Origin of the sequence: Salinimicrobium aquimaris, from assembly GCF_035607535.1 — a bacterium.
In the GTDB taxonomy this organism is placed as follows: domain Bacteria; phylum Bacteroidota; class Bacteroidia; order Flavobacteriales; family Flavobacteriaceae; genus Salinimicrobium.
On record NZ_JAYDZX010000001.1, the window covers coordinates 434484 to 459079 of the forward strand.

The 24596-nt window shown below is 42.8% G+C and carries 24 protein-coding genes; 8 read left to right on the plus strand and 16 right to left on the minus strand.

Going from position 1 to position 24596, the window contains the following annotated elements:
* Positions 1–110: 110 nt before the first annotated feature.
* A complete protein-coding gene (locus VR862_RS01970) occupies positions 111–569 on the minus strand; it encodes a DinB family protein (protein ID WP_324719262.1) in 459 nt (152 codons plus the stop codon).
* A gap of 1 nt (position 570) precedes the next feature.
* Positions 571–1047: a nuclear transport factor 2 family protein gene (locus VR862_RS01975; protein ID WP_324719263.1), complete on the minus strand. Its 477-nt coding sequence runs from the start codon at positions 1045–1047 to the stop codon at positions 571–573.
* Between the two features lie 56 nt (positions 1048–1103).
* Here VR862_RS01975 and panB point away from each other — a divergent pair, with 56 nt between their 5' ends.
* The 8 genes from panB (at position 1104) to VR862_RS02015 (ending at position 6937) form a co-directional block, all read left to right on the plus strand.
* Positions 1104–1922: a 3-methyl-2-oxobutanoate hydroxymethyltransferase gene (gene panB, locus VR862_RS01980; protein WP_324719264.1), complete on the plus strand. Its 819-nt coding sequence runs from the start codon at positions 1104–1106 to the stop codon at positions 1920–1922.
* Between the two features lie 40 nt (positions 1923–1962).
* A complete protein-coding gene (locus tag VR862_RS01985; protein WP_324719265.1) occupies positions 1963–2394 on the plus strand; it encodes a hypothetical protein in 432 nt (143 codons plus the stop codon).
* Entirely contained in the window at positions 2391–2816 is a 426-nt protein-coding gene (locus tag VR862_RS01990) for a hypothetical protein (protein ID WP_324719266.1), read from the plus strand. Before VR862_RS01985 ends, VR862_RS01990 begins: the two co-directional genes overlap by 4 nt.
* Positions 2813–3229: a hypothetical protein gene (locus tag VR862_RS01995; RefSeq protein ID WP_324719267.1), complete on the plus strand. Its 417-nt coding sequence runs from the start codon at positions 2813–2815 to the stop codon at positions 3227–3229. The genes VR862_RS01990 and VR862_RS01995 overlap by 4 nt, the downstream gene beginning before the upstream one ends.
* A gap of 11 nt (positions 3230–3240) precedes the next feature.
* Positions 3241–3939: an RluA family pseudouridine synthase gene (locus VR862_RS02000; RefSeq protein WP_324719268.1), complete on the plus strand. Its 699-nt coding sequence runs from the start codon at positions 3241–3243 to the stop codon at positions 3937–3939.
* Positions 3940–4019: 80 nt separating this feature from the next.
* The gene (locus VR862_RS02005) at positions 4020–4736 is read left to right on the plus strand and encodes a TonB family protein (protein WP_324719269.1); all 717 of its coding nucleotides are present in this window, start codon (positions 4020–4022) and stop codon (positions 4734–4736) included.
* Positions 4737–4758: 22 nt separating this feature from the next.
* Positions 4759–5484, plus strand: a complete 726-nt coding sequence (locus tag VR862_RS02010; RefSeq protein ID WP_324719270.1) for an energy transducer TonB — start codon at positions 4759–4761, stop codon at positions 5482–5484.
* 49 nt (positions 5485–5533) lie between these two features.
* A complete protein-coding gene (locus VR862_RS02015) occupies positions 5534–6937 on the plus strand; it encodes an aldehyde dehydrogenase (RefSeq protein ID WP_324719271.1) in 1404 nt (467 codons plus the stop codon).
* Here VR862_RS02015 and VR862_RS02020 read toward each other — a convergent pair.
* From VR862_RS02020 to VR862_RS02085, 14 genes are all read right to left on the minus strand, one after another.
* Positions 6934–8460: a bifunctional GNAT family N-acetyltransferase/carbon-nitrogen hydrolase family protein gene (locus VR862_RS02020; protein WP_324719272.1), complete on the minus strand. Its 1527-nt coding sequence runs from the start codon at positions 8458–8460 to the stop codon at positions 6934–6936. The two genes, VR862_RS02015 and VR862_RS02020, sit on opposite strands and share 4 nt — an antisense overlap.
* Before the next feature lie 261 nt (positions 8461–8721).
* Positions 8722–9579 (minus strand): 5-oxoprolinase subunit C family protein, encoded by an 858-nt coding sequence (locus VR862_RS02025; protein WP_324719273.1) that lies wholly within the window; start codon positions 9577–9579, stop codon positions 8722–8724.
* A complete protein-coding gene (gene pxpB / locus VR862_RS02030) occupies positions 9572–10303 on the minus strand; it encodes a 5-oxoprolinase subunit PxpB (RefSeq protein WP_324719274.1) in 732 nt (243 codons plus the stop codon). Before pxpB ends, VR862_RS02025 begins: the two co-directional genes overlap by 8 nt.
* Positions 10303–11040 carry a 5-oxoprolinase subunit PxpA gene (gene pxpA / locus VR862_RS02035; protein WP_324719275.1) on the minus strand — a complete coding sequence of 246 codons (738 nt, stop codon included), beginning with the start codon at positions 11038–11040 and terminating at the stop codon, positions 10303–10305. The genes pxpB and pxpA overlap by 1 nt, the downstream gene beginning before the upstream one ends.
* Before the next feature lie 2 nt (positions 11041–11042).
* On the minus strand, positions 11043–12266 hold the full coding sequence (locus VR862_RS02040) for an Nramp family divalent metal transporter (RefSeq protein WP_324719276.1): 1224 nt from the start codon (positions 12264–12266) through the stop codon (positions 11043–11045).
* A complete protein-coding gene (locus VR862_RS02045) occupies positions 12263–13414 on the minus strand; it encodes a DUF2891 domain-containing protein (RefSeq protein ID WP_324719277.1) in 1152 nt (383 codons plus the stop codon). Before VR862_RS02045 ends, VR862_RS02040 begins: the two co-directional genes overlap by 4 nt.
* 8 nt (positions 13415–13422) lie before the next feature.
* Positions 13423–14961 (minus strand): YifB family Mg chelatase-like AAA ATPase, encoded by a 1539-nt coding sequence (locus VR862_RS02050; protein ID WP_324719278.1) that lies wholly within the window; start codon positions 14959–14961, stop codon positions 13423–13425.
* 300 nt (positions 14962–15261) lie between these two features.
* Positions 15262–15453, minus strand: coding sequence for a hypothetical protein (locus tag VR862_RS02055; RefSeq protein WP_324719279.1), 192 nt, complete (start codon positions 15451–15453; stop codon positions 15262–15264).
* A 392-nt stretch (positions 15454–15845) separates the two neighbouring features.
* The gene (locus tag VR862_RS02060; RefSeq protein WP_324719280.1) at positions 15846–16703 is read right to left on the minus strand and encodes an N-acetylglucosamine kinase; all 858 of its coding nucleotides are present in this window, start codon (positions 16701–16703) and stop codon (positions 15846–15848) included.
* A 49-nt stretch (positions 16704–16752) separates the two neighbouring features.
* On the minus strand, positions 16753–17754 hold the full coding sequence (gap, locus tag VR862_RS02065) for a type I glyceraldehyde-3-phosphate dehydrogenase (RefSeq protein WP_324719281.1): 1002 nt from the start codon (positions 17752–17754) through the stop codon (positions 16753–16755).
* Positions 17755–17774: 20 nt separating this feature from the next.
* A complete protein-coding gene (gene pfkA, locus VR862_RS02070; protein WP_324719282.1) occupies positions 17775–18761 on the minus strand; it encodes a 6-phosphofructokinase in 987 nt (328 codons plus the stop codon).
* Positions 18762–18885: 124 nt separating this feature from the next.
* Positions 18886–20322: an alpha-amylase family glycosyl hydrolase gene (locus VR862_RS02075; protein ID WP_324719283.1), complete on the minus strand. Its 1437-nt coding sequence runs from the start codon at positions 20320–20322 to the stop codon at positions 18886–18888.
* Positions 20323–20334: 12 nt separating this feature from the next.
* Entirely contained in the window at positions 20335–22710 is a 2376-nt protein-coding gene (locus VR862_RS02080) for a glycoside hydrolase family 31 protein (RefSeq protein WP_324719284.1), read from the minus strand.
* 35 nt (positions 22711–22745) lie between these two features.
* Complete coding sequence (locus VR862_RS02085; protein WP_324719285.1) at positions 22746–24587, minus strand: glycoside hydrolase family 13 protein; 1842 nt, start codon at positions 24585–24587, stop codon at positions 22746–22748.
* Between the last annotated feature and the right edge of the window lie 9 nt (positions 24588–24596).

The following is a 24596-nucleotide window of genomic DNA, read 5'->3' on the forward strand; positions in this document are numbered from 1 at the left end:
GCGAATGTCTCGAATAGCTCCCCTCCTTTTTTCAAGGAGGGGTGGCAGGCGATAGCCTGACGGGGTGGTCAGGCGCTACACCCGCGAAGCGGAACTAAATTATCCCTAACCTAATATTCCAGTTTCGACAACAGCACGATCTGCCCCAAATGATAAGCATCATGTTGGATTATCCCCTGAATCAAATAATAATACCGCTGATCATTCCCCGGATAAGTTTTTTCGAGGTCTTCATCTTTTAAGTTATCAAAGAATTCCAGCCACTCCTGTTGTGATTGCTCCAGTTCTTGCAGGGTCTTTTTCCAGGCTTCCTCAGATGTATCTAAAGTTTCACGAATAAAATTATCTTCAGGCACCGAAATAATATTTCCGTTCAGGCGCTTCAGGATCATACGTCGCCACTCGATGATATGAACGACAATTTGCCAGATCGAATTCCGGCCTTCAGCAATTTTTTTACGCGCTTTTTCCGCAGAAATCCCTTTAAGCGTTTGCTTCAGGTTTTCATCAATCCATGGGTCCCCATCATAGAGCTGGGAAAACTCTTGTTTTAACCTCTGTGTTTCCATGCTATTTAAGTTTCTTCTCATCACATCCCTCTCTCCTTCTGGTGTCTATGAGGTAAATGATCTTCCATTCTCCTTTTTGCTTCAGAAGTTGAAAGTTGTTTACGCCACAGTGGCTAAAAGCGTCATTAAGAAAAAATGAGTAAGGCGTCCAGGCATTAGCCATGTCTCCGTCTATTTTGATCACGTAATCATGCAGCACTTCTTTAAAAGAAGTCTCCAGCGGGATAGAAACTATACCTTTTAAGACTTTCGCCAATTCCTCATGGACCAGCTTGGTATCACCTTCCTTAGTTTTAGCTATGGTCTGCACCACAGGCTCTTTATGAAATACAGATTTCATAATAAGGGAATCCCTGGCGTGGAAGCCCTCAAAAAAGGTATTTACAACCTTCTTTATTTTTTCTTCCTCAGAAGAATTCTGTGCACTTGCAAAGATTCCAAAAAGGAGAAAAACAGCACTTGTGATAAGTGTTTTCATATCATCATGGTTTTGCAGGTAATTTAGTACTTTTACCTGAATTTAATTTTTACCCTATGTCAGTCGCTAAGAAAGAATACAAGCGTATTACCACAAAATCTCTTGTTGAAATGAAATCAAATGGAGAAAAGATCTCCATGCTTACTTCCTATGATTTTTCAATGGCCAAAATCGTGGATGGGGCCGGCATAGATGTGATCCTGGTAGGTGATTCGGCAAGTAATGTAATGGCAGGACATGAAACCACGCTTCCAATTACCCTTGACCAGATGATCTACCACGCTGCAAGTGTGGTTCGGGCTGTAGATCGGGCGCTTGTGGTGGTCGATCTTCCCTTCGGAAGTTATCAAAGTGATCCCAAAGAAGCTTTGCGTTCTGCGATAAGGATCATGAAAGAAAGCGGCGGACACGCAGTAAAGCTGGAAGGCGGAAAAGAAATAAAGGATTCAGTTAAACGAATTCTTAATGCCGGAATTCCGGTGATGGGACACCTTGGCTTGACTCCGCAGTCGATTTACAAATTTGGAACATACACAGTAAGAGCTAAAGAAGAAGCCGAAGCGGAAAAACTGAAGAACGATGCTTTAATGCTTGAAAAAGCGGGATGTTTTGCTTTGGTTCTTGAAAAAGTTCCGGCAAAACTGGCAAAAGAAGTAGCTGAAAGTCTAACAATCCCTGTCATTGGAATTGGTGCAGGAAACGGCGTTGACGGACAGGTTTTAGTAGTTCACGATATGATTGGGATGACCCATGAATTTAATCCGCGGTTCTTGAGAAGATACCTGGATCTTTATTCAGAAATGACAAAGGCTTTCGAGCAGTACAGGGATGATGTGAAGAGCAGGAATTTCCCCTCGGATGAGGAACAATATTAGAAGTTGAATTTTAGAAATTAGAAGTACGAAGTTATCTTGGATGAAGATAAGGTATTCAAAAAGTAGAGTTTTTTTAAATGGAACTTTGGGAGCGACATGTGCCATTTTTGGAGCCTTAAAAGCTTTTGAAGGAACAGCAGATTTTGTCCATTACGTCCAGCTGATTTTAGGCGTATTACTGGTTTTTAGTTTCTTTGTTGAAGTCAAATTTGGATATCTAACTATTGTAGATGGAAAACTTAGTAAATATGCGTTTAGTTGGACAACCCTGGACCTCGATAAGGTTACCAGTATAAAATCTCAGCCGGGCCGGATCAAATTAGCTACTCCCGAAAAGAATCTCAGCATCAACACCTCGGTGATCGATAAAGAATCGATAAGAGATCTCTACCGGGAATTAGGTTCCCTGCAGCTCGATCGCCGGGAGAACCCTTTTACCGGTTGGTCCAATACAGTAACTATTAAACAATGATAGTAAGATATACGAGAAGGCATCTTTTAGCAGATTTTATAGTTGGTTCATTGTACCTGCTTACCGGAATCTTAGGGATGATCTTCAACTCTGATATCTTTAAATATCTTTTTACAGCTTTAGGAATTCTCTACCTGGGGTCAGGCTTTTATAAATGGAGATTTCAGTATTTAAGAATAGAAGGTAAAATTCTTACTTGTTTTGTGCCTGGAGGAAAAAAAAAGCTTGATCTCAGCCAGGTTTCTCGAATCAAAAGTTTTACAGACGAAATCACCTTTTTGACACCTCATAAAGAGCTAACAGTCAGCACGAAGCTAATCAACAAAGAAGACTTTCCTGCATTTAAAGAGTTTTTGGCTTCATTAGATATGGAACCGGATAAAAATTCTTTTTCTGTGACTGCTGAAAAACCTACAATATGACTGTCAAGTACCGAAAAACGTTAATTTGGAAGGAGTTGATCCTGGGTTCGCTTTTTTTCATTTCAGGTATCTACTTCGCCCTTAGTGGGCCCTATAATTTTCTCCGCTATGGCTTTATAGTTGTTGGCCTGCTCCACTTGATTACCGGAATATATCAATTGAAAGTGCCTTATTTGAAGTTCAATAACGGTAGCCTTATAAGAGGCGGATTGATATCAAAATCTATTTCTCTATCTGAAGTAGAAAGGATCAGGAAGTTCGCCGGGGACTATACATTATATGCATCAGACAAGAAGCTAAAGATCAATTCAGAATTAGTGTGTAAGACTCAAAGAAAAGAACTTAATGAATTCCTGAGTTCACTGGATATTACCTTTGAAGAGACTCCTTCCCAAAAGTATAAATACAGCTAAAATTACCTTTTTTGACAGATAAGATAATTTCCACTCCGCATAACCTGCAAATCCTATACGAGGACAATCACCTGATCATCGTGAACAAACGTCCCGGAGACATTGTACAGGGCGATAAAACGGGAGATGTACCGCTAAGTGAGGTGGTGAAGGAATACATCAAGATCAAGTACGAAAAACCGGGAAACGTTTACCTCGGAGTGGTCCACCGTCTTGATCGTCCAACCAGCGGCATTGTACTTTTCGCTAAAACCTCAAAAGCACTACCCCGCCTCAATAAGCTTTTCAAAGAAAAAGGCGCCAAAAAAACTTATTGGGCAATAGTGAAAAGTGCACCGCCAAAACAGCAGGATACGCTCGTGCATTTCATGAAACGCAATCCAAAGCAGAACAAATCTTACGCCCACGTTAAGGAAATACCGGATTCCAAAAAAGCCATTTTAGAGTACCGTCTTTTAAAGCAACTTAATAATTATTTCCTCCTGGAAATCGATCTGCAAACCGGAAGACATCACCAAATTAGAAGTCAGCTGTCAGCCATCGGCTGCCCGATCAAAGGAGATCTCAAGTACGGTTTCGACCGGAGCAATAAAGACGGCAGTATTCACCTGCATGCGAGAAAGCTGGTTTTTGAGCATCCGGTAAAGAAAGAAAAACTGGAGATCATTGCGCCCCTACCAATAGATCCAATATGGAAAGCTTGTCAATGAACAATATCTCTTTACGGTTTTCCGTAATAACCTTATTACCAAAAACAGTTATATTTCAGCCTTGAAAAGTTCAATCAAAAATGGCTCGATTTTTACCCCCCTTTGTCCTCCTCCTTTTTAGTTTAAGTTCGATTTCACAGACCAGGACCTATACAGATAAAAATTACCACGAGACTATCAATCTTTTAGAAGCTGTATATTACGTGGAAAGGGAAACAGAGGCGGCCAATCCAGATGCAGGATACGAGAGATTTTATTATTTATCGGGAGAAAAACGGCTGGAACAATACTACAGCAGTTTTGAAGAAAGAACTCTTGAAGGTACTAAAAAAGTGTGGAGGCAGGATGGCAGCCTTATCCGGGAAAGCAACTACCTGAAAGGAAAACTTCATGGGCCCTGGATCTCCTACTGGGAAGACGGTAAGATGAAGAGAAAGGAGGTCTATAAAAAAGGTAAATTAAAAGAAAAAAATCTCTGGGATATGAACAGCAATCCGGTAGAATGGTATCCCCGAATGCAAAGACCCCAGTTTCCGGGTGGGGAAAAAGCAAGAATTAAATACATTGTAGCTAACACCACAAAACCTGAAGGCGTAGCCGGGGGACGTGTAGTAGTAGGTTTTGTAATTGAAACAGATGGATCTGTTACCGATGTCGAAATAGAAGAAAGCACCTCACCCGCTCTTAATCTCGCCGCTTATAACACCGTCAAAAATATGCCTTCCTGGCAGCCGGGTAAAATTGATGGTGATCCGGTAAGGGTAAAGCTTTCAATACCCCTGGTCTTCCGTGATTAAATAAAATAGATTCATCAAGCTTATGAAAAGCATCTTTACCCTTCTGCTTATTTTTTCTTGCAGCATTTTCTATGCACAGGAAAAGATTTATCTGGACGGCAGTTATAACGAAACAACAGACCCATTAAACGCAGTTTTTTACAAGGTCGAAAAAGAAGTCAGCTTTGGAGAAATAGATCTTCATAGAAAAACCTATAGAATGAATGACAGTATCATGGCTGAACAATTTTATTCTATTAAGGATGGAAAAGAAATAAAGTGGGGAAAACACAAATTCTGGTATACCACAGGAGAGCCCTGGTATGAGATTGAGTATAGAAACAATGAGCGACACGGGGAATTAATTGCCTGGTGGAAAAACGGATCCAAAAGAAGGCATGATTTCTACAAAAAAGACAAATTAAAATCGGGAACTGTATGGAACGAACAAGGGCAGGAGCTGGAACATTTCCCTTACTGGATCCCTGCCTCATTTCCCGGAGGAAAAGAAGCTATGCAGGCGTATCTTAAGGAAAACCTGCCTATTCCCGAAAAACAAAAAGTTGGTACCACAGTAAAAGTTGCACTTCTTTTCAACATTAATGAGGAGGGAACCATTAACGAGATCACGATCATTGATGGTGCTCCCCGGTGGTACAATGCTGTAGCCGTTCAGGTTTTGAGCAACATGCCGCGATGGAATCCTGCAAGATATTTTGGAGAACCCCGCCCTTCGAGCTATAGTCTGCCTATCAGCTTTATAAAATAACCTTTATTTCGGCTTTCGTAAGAGAAGTTGTAATTTACAGGAAAAAGAAATGGCCGAGGAAATAAAGAACGAAGCGACAGTTAATATTCCGGAATTACTAGCTTCTCAAAAAGAATTTTTTGAGGCCGGTAATACCTTGGATGTTTCTGAAAGAATTGCCAGGCTTAAGAAGCTCAAAAATGTCATTGAATCAAAGGAGCAGGAAATCTCTGCTGCACTTTTTGCTGATTTTCGGAAGCCGGAATTCGAAACCTACGCCACCGAGACAGCACTGATCCTTAGCGAACTCAAGTATACGATCAAAAAATTAAGGAAGTGGGCGAAGCCAAAAAAGGTAAAAAGCACGCTTCTTAATTTTCCTTCCAAAGATTTTATTTATCCTCAGCCCTACGGAAACGTTCTAATCCTGGCGCCCTGGAATTATCCTTTTCAGCTGAGTGTTTCTCCGGCTATCGGCGCTTTGGCAGCGGGAAACACAGTGATGATCAAACCCAGTGAGTATGCTCCGGCAACTTCCAGCCTTACAAAAGAGATCTTTGCTGAAGTTTTTCCTGAAGAACATGCTGCAGTGTTGTTAGGAGGCGTGGAAGTTTCACAGGAACTCCTGGAGCAAAAATGGGATTACGTCTTCTTCACCGGAAGTGTGCCGGTAGGACGGATCGTAGCCAAAGCAATAGCTCCTAATCTCACGCCCTCTACTTTAGAACTTGGTGGGAAGAATCCTTGTATCATCCACAGATCGGCAAAAATAGATCTCGCAGCCAAAAGAATTGTTTGGGGAAAATTCATCAACGCCGGACAAACCTGCATCTCCCCCGATTATGTCCTGATCGACAAAAAGAAAAAGACTGAATTTACGGAGGCTGTAAAAAGTGAAATTAAGGCAGCTTTTGGAGAAGAAATAAAGAAGTCACCAGATTACGCCAGGATCATCAATAGGAAGAACTTTGAAAGGCTTCAGGCTATGCTGGAAGGACAAACAATCATCACAGGTGGTGAGACTTCCCCGGGCGATAATTACATCGCTCCTACGCTTATCAATGAGCCTTCCTTTGACTCTGAAGTAATGCAGGATGAGATCTTTGGCCCCATCCTGCCTGTCCTCTCCTATTCAGAGGAACCTGAAATCGAGAAGATCATCAGCCGTTATCCAGATCCATTAGCCCTGTATGTCTTTGCGGAAGACAAGGAATTTTCAGAAAAAACTCTTCAAAGGTACCGTTTTGGAGGAGGTGCTTCCAATGATGTGGTGGTTCATATAGCCAATAAAAATCTGCCGTTTGGCGGAGTTGGCAGCAGCGGCTATGGCGGCTACCACGGCAAATTCTCCTTTGAAACTTTCACGCACAAGAAGAGCATCAGCAAACGAGCCACCTGGCTGGATATCCCGCTGCGATATGCTCCCTATAAAGGAAAACTTCCACTTATAAAAAAGGTGATGAAGAGACTCTAATTTTTCTTTAGCTTCAGGGAATAGAGGTCTTTCCTGCGATCTTTCATGTTTCTCACACTTCCGAAGTTATGCAGCTCTTTGAGGAGATCCAGATCCACATCCACTAACAAAGTACTTTCTGTATTAGGAGTAGCTTCAGCTTTAATTCCGTTTACAGGAAATGAAAAGTCAGATGGCGTGAATACTGCGCTCTGGGCATACTGTATATCCATGTTATTTACCTTAGGCAAATTCCCCACCGAGCCCGCAATCGCCACATAGCACTCATTCTCAATCGCCCGACTCATGGCGCACAGACGAACCCTGGAATATCCATTCTGGGTATCGGTCATAAAGGGTACGAACATGATATTCATCCCCTGCTCTGCAAGCAGCCTCCCCAATTCAGGAAATTCGACGTCATAACAAATAAGAACTCCAATTTTTCCGCAGTCGGTATCAAATGTCTTCACCTGGCTTCCGCCTTTCATCCCCCAGGCAGAACCTTCGGCCGGAGTGATGTGAAGTTTTTCATAACGCTCATAGCTGCCGTCACGACGACACAAGTAGCCCACATTATACATGTGTTCTCCAATGATCTGCGGCATGCTACCGGTAATAATATTGATGTTATAGGTAATGGCAAAATCTACAAAGGTCTCCAGCAGTTTATCTGTATATGAAGCCAGAGAACGTATAGCTTCGGCTTCGTTCAGGTGATTATACTCGGCCATTAACGGCGCGTTGAACAGCTCCGGAAACAAAATGAAATCACTCTGGTAGTCACTCACCGCATCTACAAAGAATTCAATTTGGGATACCAGGGCATCAAAATCCTTGAACAACCGCATTTGCCATTGAACAAGGCCCAAACGCACCACCGTTTTGGGAGTATGAATAAGTTTATCTGGTTTGGTGTAGTAAATATTATTCCACTCCATGAGAGTTGCGAACTCCTTGCTCTCATGATCTCCGGGCAAGTAACCTTTTATGACCTTCTTTACGTGAAAATCATTGGAAAGCTGAAAAGAAAGCACTGGATCATGTATCTCCTTGACCTTTACTTTTTCGATGTATTGTTTGGGAGTTAGCTCTTCGGCAAATTCGGCATAGTTGGGAATGCGGCCTCCAAAAATGATGGATTTTAAGTTTAACTGTTCACACAGTTCCTTTCTTGCTTCATAAAGTCGGCGACCAAGACGCATCCCGCGGAATTCCGGGTGTATAAACACATCGATCCCGTAAAGCACATCACCGTTCTTTGTGTGAGTTGAAAAATTTTCCCCGCCCGTGATCTGTTCATAGGTGTGGTTATCGTCGAACTTGTTGTAGTCAACTATGATTGAAAGTGCACAGCCGGCAATTTTTTCATTAATAATGATACAAAACTGGCCATCGGGAAACTTTTTTATTAGGTTCTTGATCTCTTTCTCGCTCCAATACTCATTCGGCATGGCATCATAGCTCTCGATCATGGAGATCTTAAGTTCCTTATAATCCTTGACGCTCAGGTTTCTTAGTTCTATTTTTGCAGATTCTATCACTTGCTATTTTTATTTACAAAGATATTCCTTTCTCCGCTGCTTTTTAAAAACAATGCATTTTGAGGGAAAACTTTTGGTTTCCAATAAATTACAATTTTTGACGCTTTTGATCCAATTTTATTTCAGCACAGTTGATCTACAGCGCTAACTATATTTGGCGGATCTTATTCGTTACACTTATTTGACTTAATTCCACTAAAGAGAAGTGATATTCCGATATTCAAGCGACCTGAACAATGACGCCTTCTTTATTTTTAGTAATCATTTGTACTCCAGAAATTCAATCCGGAACTTTTCTCCCGGAAGTCTTTGAGCAAGCGTATTGATCCCGGCCTCACTTAATTGAAGAACCCTGGGATAGCCACCCGTAGTTTGCCCGTCTCTCATCAAAGCAATAAGAGTGCCCGATGGGGTTAGCTGCACAGTTCCCGGCAGAACCGGCCCGGTAATAATGGGTTCCAGAGTGTTCTCAATTTTCTCCTGAAACTGAATTCCCATACGGTTGCTTTCCCTTGCTGCTGAAAAATGCCATTTTTGAAGGGCATCTTTTTCTGAAGCTTTTAATAGCTGAAATTCCGGCCCCGGAAATGTCTCTATTACTCCTGAAGTAAGGTAATCATCAGCTTTTACAGCTGAAAAAGAAGAAACTGAAGATAAATCCCCTTCTAAAAATGCCAGTTTCATACCCTTTTCTAAACGGCTGAATTCTGTTATTCCCGGAGACCAGCTTCTGCTCCCCATCACCTGTTCGGTCTGGAATCCTCCTTTGATGGCCAAATAAGCCCTGTAGCCGGTATTTCTTTTTCCAAATGATAATACCTGTCCTGCTGCAACTTTATAGAGCTTGTAATTATCTAAAGGCTTTTCATTGAGCTTTGGAGAGAGACCTGCTCCTGTGATTGCAATTTGAGCGGGAGCAAAAAATCGCATTTTTGGCCCCTGTAGGGTGATCTCCAGCACGGCAGCGTCGGGATGGTTCCCTAACAAAAGATTGGCCATGCCGGCAGCTTGCCGGTCCATAGCACCACCCGCTGGTACTCCAAATTCCCTGAAGCCAAACCTCCCTCGGTCCTGAACGCTGCTAAATAAACCTGCCTGTAAGATTTCTACTTCAGCCATTGTACTCCTCGCTTTTTATCCGGTACAGTCCTTTTTTGACCTCACTACTCATCCTCCTGTGCTCTTCCAGACTCACAGGATAAAATCTTATCCTGTCACCAGCATGAATTTCACATGGAGGATCCAATGCGGGATCAAAAAGCGGAACAGGAGAATTGCCAATAATATTCCATCCACCCGGACTTTCCTGCGGATAAATTCCTGTCTGTTTTTCGCCTATTCCAACTGCCCCTTTTTCAATCTTTGAACGGGGATGTTTTCGACGTGAAAAATGCAGAGTTTTTGGAAGGCCGCCGAGGTATAGAAATCCGGGTAAAAATCCGGTAAAATACACCAGGTAATCCTTAGAAGAATGCAGTTCGATTATTTGCTTTTTTGACAGGTTTTTGGACCCAGCCATCTCAGCCAGATCCAAAGCAAAAACATCATCGTAGCACACCGGAATATGAAATAACCGACTTACGATTCTAAAGCTTCTATTCGCCTTAGAAAGGTCGTCTTTAAGGTTTAAAACACTACCATAGACATCTTCTATTGACACATTGTAAGTGATTAACAATGAGTTGTATGTGTTGCTTATTTCAACCTTCTCTTTAAGTGTATTTTCCTGAAAAAACTTTTTCACCCCGAGCACTTTTTTAAGTGTATCAGGAGATATTTCGGGTTCAAATTCGAGCAGGATAGCTCTCTCCCCCAGCCTTTTTATCTTCGGATATTCATCCATCAGGCTTTGTAGATTTCGACATTTCTGGAAGGTAATTCCCGATGCAAATATTGCAAGATTTCCACCGAATTAGGAGTGTCACCGTGGAGGCAAAAAGTGGTGGCTAAAGTATCGAAATTTTGCCCTTTTTGAGGGGTGATTTTTCCGATGGAAATCATCGAGAAAAGGTGGTCCAAAACCTGCTCTTTTTTTGTGATCACTGCACCACTTTCTTTTCGGCTTACCAGCGTACCATCGGCATTGTAGTTCCTATCGGCAAAAGCTTCATATCTCACCTTTAGTTTTCCTTTTGCCAATTCACTTATGACTGATCCTTCCGCAGCATAAAGCACAAGATCATCACCAAACTCGAGAATCGCGTCGATAATAGTTTGAGCAACTTCAGCATTTGAATGGGCATCGTTATATAAAGCGCCGTGGGGTTTGACGTGAGTAAGAACAGCACCTTCAGCTTCGGTGATCTGTTTCAACCCCATGATCTGAGCTACAAGAGAGCGTTTCAGTTCCTTTTGCTCCATGTCAATTGAGACCCTTCCGAAGTTCTCCTTATCGGGATAAGAAGGATGGGCACCTATTTCAACTCCGTGCTCCATAGCAAGATCAACGGTATGCTGCATGGTCTCCAAAGTGCCTGCATGACCGCCACAGGCAATATTACAGGCCGAAATTAGAGCCATGAGCTCTTTTTCGTGCTCCCCTCCTTCCCCCAAATCACAATTAATGTGTATCTTTTTCATAGCTATAGACTTTCAAGTACAGTATAAATGGAGCGGGCACCAAGGAAAATAGTGATAGCTATTATCAAAACGCCCAGGATATTGCCCCGAAGTTTATTCTTTGCACTCCCCATCAGTATCCGCCGGTTTACGACCCAAAGCAGGAAAACCGCAATAACGGGTAGTAGTATTCCGTTGGCTACCTGCGCAAATTTGATGATCTCCACCGGCTGTAATCCAAGAGAAGAAAATATCACTCCCAGAAGAAGGATGATGGCCCAAACCATTTTGAACTTTACTGAAGTTAGGCTTTTTTTCCAACCCATACAACCTGTAACCACGTATGCCGCAGCCAGGGGTGCAGTGATGGAAGAAGAAATTCCCGCAGCAAACAATCCTATTGCTATGAACCAGGTGGCATAAGTCCCAAATATCGGTTCGAGCCCGGCAGCCAGATCGGCTGCGGAATTTACATCAACCACTCCCGAAGCAGCTGCTGTTATGACAATAGCGAGAGAAACAATTCCGCCGAGACTAATGCTCCAAAAAAGCTCTTTTTGAGCAGTCTTTAAGGAACTTCTGTCTTTCCACTTCTCACTCACCAGGGAAGCATGCAGAAAAAGGTTGTAAGGCACCACAGTAGTCCCTATCAAAGCCATTACGGTAAGGATCCCGGCGCCACCATTCCGAGGAATGAAAAGGCCCTGAAGCAGCTTGGAGAGGTCCGGCTTTGTAATAACCGCGGTGACAAGAAAGGAAATGCTCATGATCGCAACAAGCACAATAAAAACCCTTTCCAGAACTTTGTAATTGCCTAGTGCCAGTAAAGCGAAGGCGATCAAGCCAATGACCACACTCCAGATATTTACCTGAAAAAACCCTGACCCAATTTCCTGCACAGGAAGAACTGCCGAAATGCCCAGAACAGCACCCGAAATGTTTCCGGCTTCGTAGGCGGCGTTACCAATAACAATAGCCGCAAAAATAAGCAGAATGGAGAGGCTTCTAAAAAGCGGATTTTGGATCTCCTCTCTTATGACCTCGCTAAGTCCTTTTTGAGTGACGATCCCAACTCTCGCCGCCATTTCCTGCAAAATGATACAGGCAATGATGGAAAGCAGTAAAGCCCAAAGCAGGGAAAACCCGAAGTCAACTCCGGCGACAGTGCAAACAGTAACTGTTCCGGGACCAATAAAAGCGGCCGAAACCAGCACTCCCGGACCCAGATTTTTAACCCATTTTATCAAAGCTCCCTGTTACTTTCCTGAATGGCATACAATGCAAAAGTCCCAAGCCAGTGACCACCTTCATAGCTATCTCCAACCAGGTTTGGAAAGGAGTAATTGACATGTTCATTAGCCAAAGACCGCAGATGCCCGTAATCTTCGGGATATTGATTGGCAAGCCCGTAGAGAACCCAGCCCCTGCTGAAGTTCAGGCCGTCCAGGTGCACCAGTTTTCCATCGGTCCTGTCGGTCACTTCTGCGACCTCCATTGCAAAATCCTTCTTTCGTAGCTGTGGGAGAAAATCTTTCATCCACAGGTTGAAAGTTTTTTTCGGAAGCACGCGGCGCATTATGTCGACCTCCGAAAGACAGGGCGAAAGAAAATCAAATCCTCCCGGTTCCCATTCAATAGGACAGGCATCATCATTCAAATAGTAGTCCTTCGCTCTTTTTTCAATGAGCATTCGCAACTCTTCCCTCTCTGCAGTAACGGCATAATCATGCGCCAATGCCAGAGCAAAAGCTGTATTGGTGTGCTCCCCCACCCGAATCGGGTAATTCAGCTTTGGCAAAAATTCCTTGAACTTCTTAACCATAAGTTCAGTAAGCGGCTGAAGGTTTTGACTGAGCTCCTTTGCCAAAGGATCTTCCCAGGTTTGTAATTCTTCTGCCAGTTTCAGAACCCACGCCCAACCATAAGTACGTTCAAAGCTACTTTCCTGTGCCCGACTGAAATATTTTACTTCTTCCTGAATGTTTTCGGCTGTTAAGGAAGCCTGCAGTTTCTCACGGATTTCTTCAGCCTTTTTCATCTCCGGAAATTTCTTCAAAAGGCTCACCATTGTCCAATGTGCATGGACAGAAGAGTGCCAGTCAAAACAACCATAAAAAGCGGGATGCAATTCCCGTGGTTCTCCAATATCTTCAGCCCCAGCCAAAGTCTGGTTCAGTTTATTGGGATATTCGACATTGACACAGTTAAGTGGCAACTTGACCAGTTTGTTCGCCTCTTCAACCGTGAGGGCAATGGATTTTGATGGTTCCAGCATAGCTACAGCTTCATCTACAAGGGTGGAATCCTGGCCGACAGCTTCTCCCTCAAGAGATTCATCATTTCCTTTACAACCTACGATCGCAAGTGCAGCGATCATCAAAATTATTTTCTTCATAACGTAATTTATCCAAGCCAGCCTTCTCTGTCAAGGCTGCGGTATTGTATAGCTTCACTAATGTGAGCTCCATTGATATTATCAGAATTTTCAAGGTCAGCGATCGTGCGGGAGACTTTCAGGATTCGGTCATAAGCCCTGGCCGAAAGGTTAAGCCTTTCCATAGCCACTTTTAGCAGGTTCATGGAATTGGAATCCAGCGCGCAGTACTCCCTGATCTGTTTTACGCTCATTTGAGCATTATAGTGCACCTTATCATTACTTGCAAATCTCTCTGTCTGCCTTTGTCTTGCAGCCATTACTCTTTGTCTTATCTCGCGACTACTCTCCCCCCGCCTCTCATCACTCAGTTTTTCAAACGGAACGGGTGTAACTTCAATATGTATGTCTATTCTGTCTAATAAAGGCCCGCTAATTTTACTCATGTAGCGCTGCATCTCTGCAGGAGAAGAAGTTGCCGGAGATCCCGGATCATTAAAAAATCCGCTGGGACTCGGGTTCATACTTGCCACGAGCATAAAACTTGAAGGATAGGTGACTGTAAACTTAGCTCTGGAAATTGTCACTTCCCTGTCCTCTAGAGGTTGTCGCATCACTTCAAGCACACTTCTTTTGAATTCGGGTAGTTCGTCAAGAAAAAGAACTCCGTTATGAGATAGCGAAATTTCTCCCGGTTGAGGATATGCCCCGCCTCCCACGAGAGCAACGTCGCTAATTGTGTGGTGCGGACTTCTAAAGGGCCTGTGCGCCATCAAACCCACATTCTCCTTCACCCTTCCTACCACGCTGTGGATCTTGGTCGTTTCCAGCGCCTCATGCAAGGTCATGGGCGGCAAAATACTTGGCAGGCGCTTAGCCAGCATAGTTTTTCCTGCTCCCGGGGGACCAATCAAAATAATATTGTGGCCTCCCGCAGCTGCTATTTCCATACAGCGTTTAATGGATTCCTGCCCCTTTACATCGGCAAAGTCATGTTCGGGATTTTCCAGCTCCTGGAAGAATTCCTTTCGGGTGTCGATGATCGTTCTCTCTAAAGGTTCCCCCTTATCAAAAAACCGGATAATCTCCTCAATATTGTCAATTCCGTAGACTTCGAGTCCGCTTACGATAGCGGCTTCCTTGACGTTCTGCTTGGGAAGTATAAATCCTTTAAAACCTTCTTCCTTTGCTTTGATTGCTATAGGCAAAGCGCCCCGAATAGGCTGCAGACTCCCGTCAAGGGAAAGCTCTCCCATGATGACATACTCCTGAATATTAGTAGCTTTGATCTGCCCGGAAGCCATAAGTATCCCCATGGCAAAAGTGAGATCATAGGCCGAACCTTCCTTGCGGAGATCGGCAGGAGCCATGTTTACGGTGATCTTTTTTCCGGGGAGATTGTAGCCAACATTTTTTAGGGCTGCAGCTATTCTGAAACTGCTTTCCTTTACAGCAATATCGGGAAGACCTACAAGATGATATCCAATGCCTGTGTCCACGTTCACCTCCACAGTTATTGTGGTGGCTTCCACGCCAAAAACAGCACTTCCGTAAACCTTTACAAGCATTAAAGAAATATTTTTTTAAATGTAGTAAAAATTTAGAGTAAAGATTTTAAAGGAGCTTTTTAAACAATTAATTATGATAGTAAAAACAGGAAAACCTCATAAAACGTCATTTTTGATTTTATTAGGACTAGTTTGTAACCTGATGTATATTCTGAATACGAAATCCATAAACCACAACAATGAGAAAATGTAATCTTAGTGACGTAAAAAAGATATTATCCTGAATAATAGAGCCACAAGAAAAAATAAGTATGGGGGTATTTTATAATCAAAGAACAAAAGGTAATCGACCTCAAATTCTTATCTATAGACTACTAATAGTATCAGAAAAGTAACAATGATAGCAAAAAGAGCAAAATAAACAGCATGATGCCAGTTTCTCTTAAACTCAAAGGATTTGATATATCTCTTAATCCCTTGCTTTATTTCTTCCTTGAACATATTTCCAAAATAACCTACAATTGGTAGAACCAGTAATTCTAGATACTTCATTTGAATGAAAGTTGTTAGTTAGGTAGTTTTCTCTACATCTACTGTTGTTTGAATTAACTGTAGTAAAGATAACGCTTACACCTATTAACTGCAGAGGATGCATCTAAATTTTATTAACAGGAGATCTCTAGAAATAACACCTAATCTACTTAAAGTCAGTAAATTAAAAATAACTTTGCTCTTAATTATGTTAATAAAGGCATGCTCTAGGAGAGGTGAAAAATGAACAATTTTAGGATAATTTGTTAGAAAACAAAACCATACAGGCAATTCTGCGGGATGAAAGATGTTGATTCTTAATAAAAACACCAACCGAAAATGTCATTTTAAGAAGTTATTAAATAACAACGGCTGCCAAAACCGGCAGCCGTTGAGAAATTGGAAGGAACTGTCTATTTTCCGATGATGTGTTTTCTGTAATAGTCCAGAATTCCATCTATAGGACGCTGGACAAAATTACCGGGCTCTAAACGGTAAGGTTGCAAAGCATCTTTTACAATGTCCTGCGAAAAATAGGCAATTGATCCAACAAAATGTATAGGCACATTCTGGGCTTCTTTGAAGCAAAGTACCCTGTGTTCAATGAAGTTTTGCATTCCTTCAGCGATTAGCTGGTAGAAATAACCATTTCTCTCATTTTTGAAGATAAATTCAGCAAAATGGGCGAGATAGGTATTTGGATTCTCCTTTTTGTAGATGTTTTCCTTAATACTGTCTGAAGAAAGGTCATACTCCTTTTCAAACCTTTCAGCCAGGACTTTCGGCATTTTCTTGTAGTAGTAGTCCCTGATGAGTCTTTTTCCGAAGTAATTTCCACTGGCTTCATCCATTAAGATGTACCCCAGGGAATCTACAGCGGTCCTCATAGTTTTACCGTCATAGTAACAGCTGTTCGAACCTGTTCCGAGGATACAAACAATTCCCGGTTTATCGGTAACAGCGTACACGGCTGCCACCATATCCTCCTGAACTCTCACTTCATTCGCTCCAGAGAAAAAATCGGTAAGGATTGTTTTTAGTAAGGCGGTAGGTTTTGGGGTACCACAGCCGGCACCATAGAAATGTACTCTTTCAACCTTTTCCTGCACCTGCTTTAAATCCAGGTTCTCCTCTAATCTCGCCTGAAGTGTTTCCGTTTTAAATACCGCCGGATTAAGTCCTTTGGTACGCGTTTTCATTATTTGCTCTCCTTTTGAATCCAATAAGATCCAATCACATTTCGTGGAGCCTCCGTCTGCTATTAAAATCATAGTAAGAAAGTAGCAAAAAGCCCTGAAACCTCAGGGCTTTTTCATTAAATTATTTAAGTGAAGCTACGTGAGCAGACAGGTCTACTAATTTAGCTGAATATCCATACTCATTGTCATACCATGCAACAAGTTTGAAGAAGTTGTCGTTCAAGGCAATTCCCGCTCCCGCATCAAAGTTACACACATATGCATTAGAAACGAAATCCTGGGAAACGACCTGCTCTTCGGTATAGGAAAGCACTCCTTTATAAGCTCCTTCTGAAGCTTTTTTAAATGCTGCTTTGATCTCCTCATAAGAAGCAGCTTTTTCTGTTCTAACAGTAAGGTCAACAACAGAAACATCGGCAGTTGGAACCCTAAATGCCATTCCTGTTAGCTTTCCATCTAGCTTTGGAATAACTTTACCAACTGCTTTTGCAGCACCGGTAGAAGAAGGTATGATATTGATCAAGGCACTTCTACCACCTCTCCAGTCTTTCTTTGAAGGACCATCTACTGTCATTTGTGTAGCAGTGGTCGCGTGAATAGTAGTCATAAGACCTTCAACAAGCCCAAATTCATCATCAACGATCTTTGCAAGAGGTGCAAGACAGTTAGTGGTACACGATGCGTTGGAAACGATCTTATCATCTGCTGTGATTTCATGGTGGTTCACACCCATCACGAACATTGGTGCATCTTTGGAAGGTGCAGAAATAACAACTTTTTTGGCACCTGCAGTAAGGTGTTTTGCAGCAGTATCTTTTGTTGTAAAGATACCGGTACAATCCATGACGATCTCGGCACCAACTTCATCCCATTTAAGATCCTCAGGATTTCTTTCGGCAGTAATGCGCACAGTTTTTCCGTTTACAACCAGGTTTCCTCCTTCAATTTCCACAGATCCTTTGAACTGTCCATGAACTGAATCATATTTTAAAAGATATGCTAAATGGTCTACATCAAGCAGGTCGTTGATTGCCACAACTTCTACATCTTCTCTTTCACTGGCAATTCTGAAGGCAATCCTTCCAATTCGACCAAATCCGTTTATTCCTATTTTAGTACTCATAATATTGAAATTAAATTTAATTATATGGTGGTGATATTCAACACCCGTCTCAATTCTTTATCTAATGGTTTACTACCTTCAATCGCAACTGAAAAGTCCACTGAGGTAACAAGCTTGTTCGTAATTCCTACCATGACTCCGCTTTCCCCGCGCATTATGGCCTCTACAGCCCCTACACCTAACTTACTCGCAAGTACCCTGTCATAGCAACTTGGTGCTCCTCCTCTTTGGATGTGTCCCAGTACAGATACCCGTATGTCGTAATCTGTTAAGTTCTCTCCTATGAACTCGGCAAGTTCAAAAATGTTCTTTCCGCTTTTTTCACCTTCAGCAACTACAATAATACTCGAGGTTTTTCCGGACTGGCGGCTTTTCCTTAGGGATTCCATCATTCTGTCTATTCCCATGTCTTCTTCGGGAATAAGGATCTCTTCGGCCCCGGCTCCAATTCCGGCGTTTAAAGCAATATCGCCCGCGTCACGGCCCATAACTTCAATAAGAAAAAGGCGATCGTGGGAGCTGGCTGTATCCCTTATCTTATCGATTGCGTCGACAACTGTATTTAGTGCGGTATCGTAGCCTATCGTATAATCGGTTCCATTGATGTCGTTATCTATAGTTCCAGGGATCCCTACCACAGGAATTCCATGTTCCTGCTGAAGATAAATGGCTCCAGTAAATGTACCATCCCCGCCAATGACTACAAGAGCATCAACTGCGGCCTTCTTTAAATTCTCATAGGCTTTTGCACGTCCTTCTTTAGTGCGGAATTCCTTGGAGCGGGCAGATTTTAAGAAAGTCCCGCCTTTATTAATGATGTTCCTTACAGAGCGGGCTGTGAGCAATTCGAACTCGCCCTCAATGAGGCCTTGATAACCTCTGTAGATCCCAATACATTCGATGTTATAGTATGCGCAACTTCGGGTGACAGCACGAATCGCTGCGTTCATTCCGGGAGCATCTCCCCCCGATGTTAGCACCCCAATTTTCCTAACTTTCTCTATCATGTATGTAAAGCTATTTCAATTCTATAAGATAACCTAATCTGCAAGAATTCTCAAACGTTTTCGGTTGATAAAAAACAAAAAAGCCCCTTTTTAGGAGCTTTTTATAAATTTTTTGGTGATTTTTTTAATTATCTGCTAATATAACATATTCCCAGGCTGCAAAATGATATTGGTCATTTTCCTGAATTTTAAAATCACTTTTTCCAATATATGGGGCTAAATCTTCATCGAGCTCCAGCTGGAAATCTACAGGTTTATCTGATAAGTTGGCCACGTAAATGATCCTCTCACCATCCTTGGTTCTTTCGAAAGCCAGTACCTGCTTATCGGCTGAAGTTTTCAAGCGATTGTAATCTGCCGCTTCCTTAGCTCCATGCAAGGCGGGAGTTGAAGTTTTTAACTGTCCCAGTTTCTCAAGCAACGGCCACATAGTGCCTTTGGTTTTTGGAATGCTGTCTTTTTCAAAGAACTTGAGCCTTTTGTCCATATCATACTCCTGCCCGCTGTAGATCAAAGGCATTCCGGGAATGCTGTAGGTCAAAGCGACCATAGCTTCGGCTGCTTCTCCCATTCTTTCGCGAACTGTTCCATTCCAGGAATTTTCATCATGGTTGGTGACAAAGTTCATGAGGTAATCATCTTCCTGGTAAGTGGTATCGATCTTTTTCATATACTCGTCCCAGGCTTCAACAGTAGCTTTTCCTTGGGCGATCTGGTTCTTGATATGATGTCCTTCCCAGTTGTATCCCATATCAAAGGCATTATAGAAGAGATCCTTGTCTTCAGATTCGGCCAACATGAAAACAGGTTTTATCTCCTGAAGTCTTGGAACAGCCTGCTCCCAGAACTCGGTAGGCACCTCTCCGGCCACATCGGCTCTAAATCCGTCGATATCATGCTCTTCGATCCAGTATTCCATTTCAGCAGTCATAGCTTCCCAAAGCTCCTTGTTATCATAGTTAAGATCGGCAACATCTGTCCACCCCCATGACTCTCCTGTGGCAGGATTAAGAGGATCTACAGGTTCTCCCTTTTCGTTCTGGGTGTAGAATTCGGGATGTTCCTCCAGCCATGCGTGATCCCAGCCGGTATGGTTGGCAACCCAATCCAGGATGACATACATTCCATTGGCGTGAGCAGCTTCTACCAGTTCGTCAAGATCTTTCTTGTTACCAAATTCGGGATTAACTTCAGTATAATCTGCAATGGCATAATAGCTACCCAGATATTTCTTTCTTTCTTCGGGATCTTCAATGTCCTCAACACTAAGATCACCTGTAGCTTTTCTCTTCACCTCAGAAATAGGATAAACGGGCATAAGCCAAATCACCTTTACTCCCAGATCCTTTAACTGCGGAATGTCTTTTGTAAAAGCGTCAAAAGTGCCTTCGGGAGAATACTGCCTTATGTTCGCCTCATAAATAACCGCCGACTCCATGGCCTCGTTTGTCACCGGCGCTATGAGCTGTTCCTCCTGAACTTCGGCTACCGGTTGCTCCGGTTCATTTTTACAGGATGCCAGGGTAAGCAATCCCATTAATAAAATCGATATTTTTTTCATCTGGATTTAATTTTAGTTAATAATGCTAATAATTGTATTGTCTTCTTTTAAAGTTAGAGGAATGAAGACCTTCCTTTCATTTTGGACGTAATCAAATGACACTTTTTGGTCATTCACCCTTACCTCTTTTGGCCTTACTTCATAATTATGAATGAAAAGATCCATTTCTTTAAATTCTGAATTTCTACTGTCTTTTCCCGGCTTTTTCGCGATCTCCAGGAAAAGCCTGTTCTTTTGGTTCCTGCCGTGGAATCTTAGGATCTCGTAGTCACCTTGAGAGTAAGCCTCAGGTGTTTTGCCATCATCGTGGTACAGAATGTCCTGTGTAGCACCTGCCTCGGTGTCAAAAAAGTAATGTAGCTCCACATCTTCTGCGGAAAAATTCTGAGTGGTCTGAAGTGGTTTTGCCATGGGTATAAAAGAACCACCTCTCACAAAAGTCGGAATGTATTCTTCTTTCAGCTGAATTGTAGTTGTACTACCACCTGTATATTTCTCCCCGGTATAAAAGTCAAACCAATTGGAACCTTTCGGAAAATACACCTCTTGTTGAGTTATATTCTCCCGAAGCACAGGTGAAACAAGGATATTTTCTCCCCAAAAGTAGGTGCCGGCGATAGAATACAACCTGAAATTATCCGGTTCCTCAAAAAATAGCGGTCGCATTAAAGGAAGACCTTCAGTAGTATTTTTGAAGGCCAGGGTATAGTTGTACGGCAAAAGTTTGTACCTCAGCTCTATTGCCTTTTTGGAAAGTTCTTTTGTCGTGGGTTCTCTAAAAACCGGTTCTGAAGGAACTTCTTCCTGCGCATGTGGGCGATACACGGGTTGAAAAACTCCGTATTGGAGCCATCTTACATATAATTCATCATTCAAGTTATCTCCTGCAAATCCCCCAAGATCTGAATGCATATAAGCCAGACCCTGCAGCCCCATTTGAAGAGAGATTTCAGGTTGTGGTTTGAGTCCGCCCCAGCTTCGGTTCACATCGCCAGACCAAGGCATCAATCCGAACCGCTGAGAGCCTGCCGCCCCTGCCCGCATGAGGATGAACGGCCGTTGCTCAGGAAAGGCTCGTTCATAGCCTTCATGGATTAGCTTTGCCCAGTAATGTCCGTAAATATTATGTACCTCGTTGGCAGTACCTGTGGCGTGTAGGAGATTTTCAGGATGCATTTCGGGCTCTCCCAGGTCACCCCACCAGCCACCTACTCCCATTTCTGTAAGTTCCTCGTAAATGTTCCAGAACCATGCTTTTGCTTTTGGGTCAAAAATGTCAATTAAGGCGGTGTTTCCGAAGTAGAAATCGTAGGTGTATGGATTACCCAGGGAATCTTTTCCCAATACACCCTGCTCTACCGCCTCTTCCCACCGGTTGGAGGTGGTAAGGATGAACGGCTCTGTCACCAGAATTGTCTTTACTCCGTCTTGAGCCAGGTCTTTGATCATTTCTTCAGGCTTCGGAAAGGAATCTGTCACAAAAGCCAGATTACCCATAGTGCCTTTGATCTCATGGCCAAACCAGAACAGATCGATGATCACAGCATCCACCGGAATATTCTCCTCTCTAAACTTCTCTACAGTTTCTTCGACTTCCTGCCGCGAGTGATATCCAAACCGACTGGAAAAATTCCCAAGGGCCCAGCGTGGTGGTAAAGGTTGTCTGCCTGTCAATAAAGTGTAATTACCCACTATATCTTCCCACGTGTCGCCTACAACCAGCTGATAGGTCTTTCTTCCTCCTATAGTTTCGTAGGTAAGCGTATTGCTGAAATCACTGTCAAGATCCAGGTAACCAATGGGCGCGTTGTCGAAATGGAGTAAATATTTTTCTGAAGACAGAACTATTGGCAAAGTAAAATTGAGAAGTTCGCTTTTAGTTTCGTAACCGTAATGTGCACGATTGTAAAGCTGAAGCCTGTTGCCACGCCTATTCATTCCAAGAGCACGGGCGCCACCACCCATAAGCACTTCATATTCTGTAAGATTAAAATCTATCTTTTCGTGCTGCTCTTCTTTAGTGTAGCCTGATTTTTCTGAAATGACCTTTTCTTCGATGTAAAAATAGGTCACCTGAAATGGCATTTTTGAAACCTCTATATCCAGGCCTTCAGAATCAATTCTAATCGTATTTTCATCTTCAGAAACAGTAAAAGGTACCACCTGCGGCTCAAGCACTACGGCATGAGAATGATCTATGTACTCTTCGCCTTGCGGAATAAAGGAAGTCTCCACAATTTCGGGAGTGAAATACTTAAATAGATATTTCCCGTCATTTGTATGAACCTCTACCCCTGCTTTCGTTCTCTCCATTGTCACGAAATCCCTCTCCCGATTTTGTGCCAGTGCAGATAAAGACAGGAAAATAAAGGCATTTAAAAATGCCATTTTTGAGAGGTATTTCGGCAATGCCTTCATGCGATCTAATTCAACTCAATTACCATTGAAGTTTTTCCGGAAATCTCCAGAGTGTCGCTCAGCGTGAGCTGCTCTTCTGAAATTATATCTCTTCCCGCAGTCGCACCTCCCAAACCTTCCGAGAATCTCTCAAGGTTAAGCGTCTGGGCCTCAGGATTATTGTTGATCACTACCATCACCCGCTCTGAGTCATTATAGCGAAAATATACATACACATTATTTTCAGGTATGTACTGCAGTAACTTTCCGTAGTGAAGAACTTCGCTGTTCTTGCGGTAATTCAGCAGCTTTTTGGTGAAAGAATGGTAATCATTCTGCATTTCAGTTCTACCGGCTTCAGTAAAAGCGTTCTGCTCATCACCGGCCCAGCCTCCGGGAAAATCCCTGCGAATATCGGCATCGCCTTTTGCAGGTTTGTCGCCGCGCATTCCTATCTCGTCTCCGTAATATAGCTGCGGGATGCCACGGGTAGTAAGTACCAGCGTAAGAGCCAGTTTATATTTCTCCACATCCCCGTCGTACTGTTCATTGATGCGATTTGTATCGTGGTTTCCCGCAAAGACAAGAAGATTGTAAATATCAGCATACAAAAAGTCATTGGCAAAATTCTCATAAGCACGCACCATTCCCTGGTCCCAGTGCTGTTCATCTTCATTGAACATCACCATTAGGGCATCGTGCAGCGTAAAATCCATTACTGAAGGCAGATGAGTGTTGTAGCTTTGGATAGCACCAATAGGGGAATCCTTTTGCCAGTAAGAGATCTGTGCCTGGTCATGCATCCACACTTCACCAACAATATTGAAGTAAGGATACTCATCCATTATAGCTTTCGTCCACCTGGAAATTCCATCTTTATCATTATAGGAATAGGTGTCGACTCTAAACCCGTCAAGACCTGAGTATTCAATCCACCAAATGGCATTCTGGATAAGGTAATTGAGCACCAGTGGATTGCTTTGATTTAGATCGGGCATGGTGGAAACAAACCAGCCATCCTCATTCAATCTTGTATCAATTCCCGATCTGTGAGGATCAAATTGGGTGGTCATTCGATAATTAGAATTCTTATATCCCGGAAACTGGTGAACCCAGTCGTAGGTTGGCAGATCCTTGATCATCCAGTGCTCTGAGCCCCAGTGATTGGTGACATAATCCATGATAAGTTTCATGTCCCGCTTCTCCATCTCGGTAGCCAGGCGCTTGTAATCTTCATTGGTTCCATAACGCGGATCTATCCTGTAAACATCGCTTTGTGCGTACGTATGATAGGAATAAGCCTTGTCATCATCCTCAAGTAAGGGAGTGCTCCAAAGAGCTGTCACCCCTAAGTCCTCAAGGTAATCCAGGTTCTGAATAATACCCTCGATATCGCCCCCGTGCCTGCCTCCCGGCTTACTTCGGTCTGCTTTTTCCTGAAGTTCGGGATGAGAATCATTTGAAGGATCGGCGTTGGCAAAACGATCGGGCATGATCAGATAAATAGCATCTGAAGCATCAAAGCCCTCCCGCATTGCAGAACCCGGCTCACGTTTCTTGAGCTCGTAGCTATAAGAGAAGCCTTTTTTCCCCTTTTTAGAAAACCTGATGTCGTAGTTGCCCGGCTCGAGATCTTCAGTTTGCACCGTTACAAATACATAGTTGGGATTTTCAGTCTTACGAACATTGCTAATGATCATTTCTTTGGGGGCAGAAATATCATATTCAGCAAGATTTTTTCCGTAGAACATCAACTGCACTTCAGAATAGTTCATGTCGCTCCACCAGAATGGCGGCTCCACTTTTTCAATTTGGGCATTTATGGAAAAACTACCCAGGAACAATAAGAGGAAAAAAAACTTCTTCATTTTTATGGT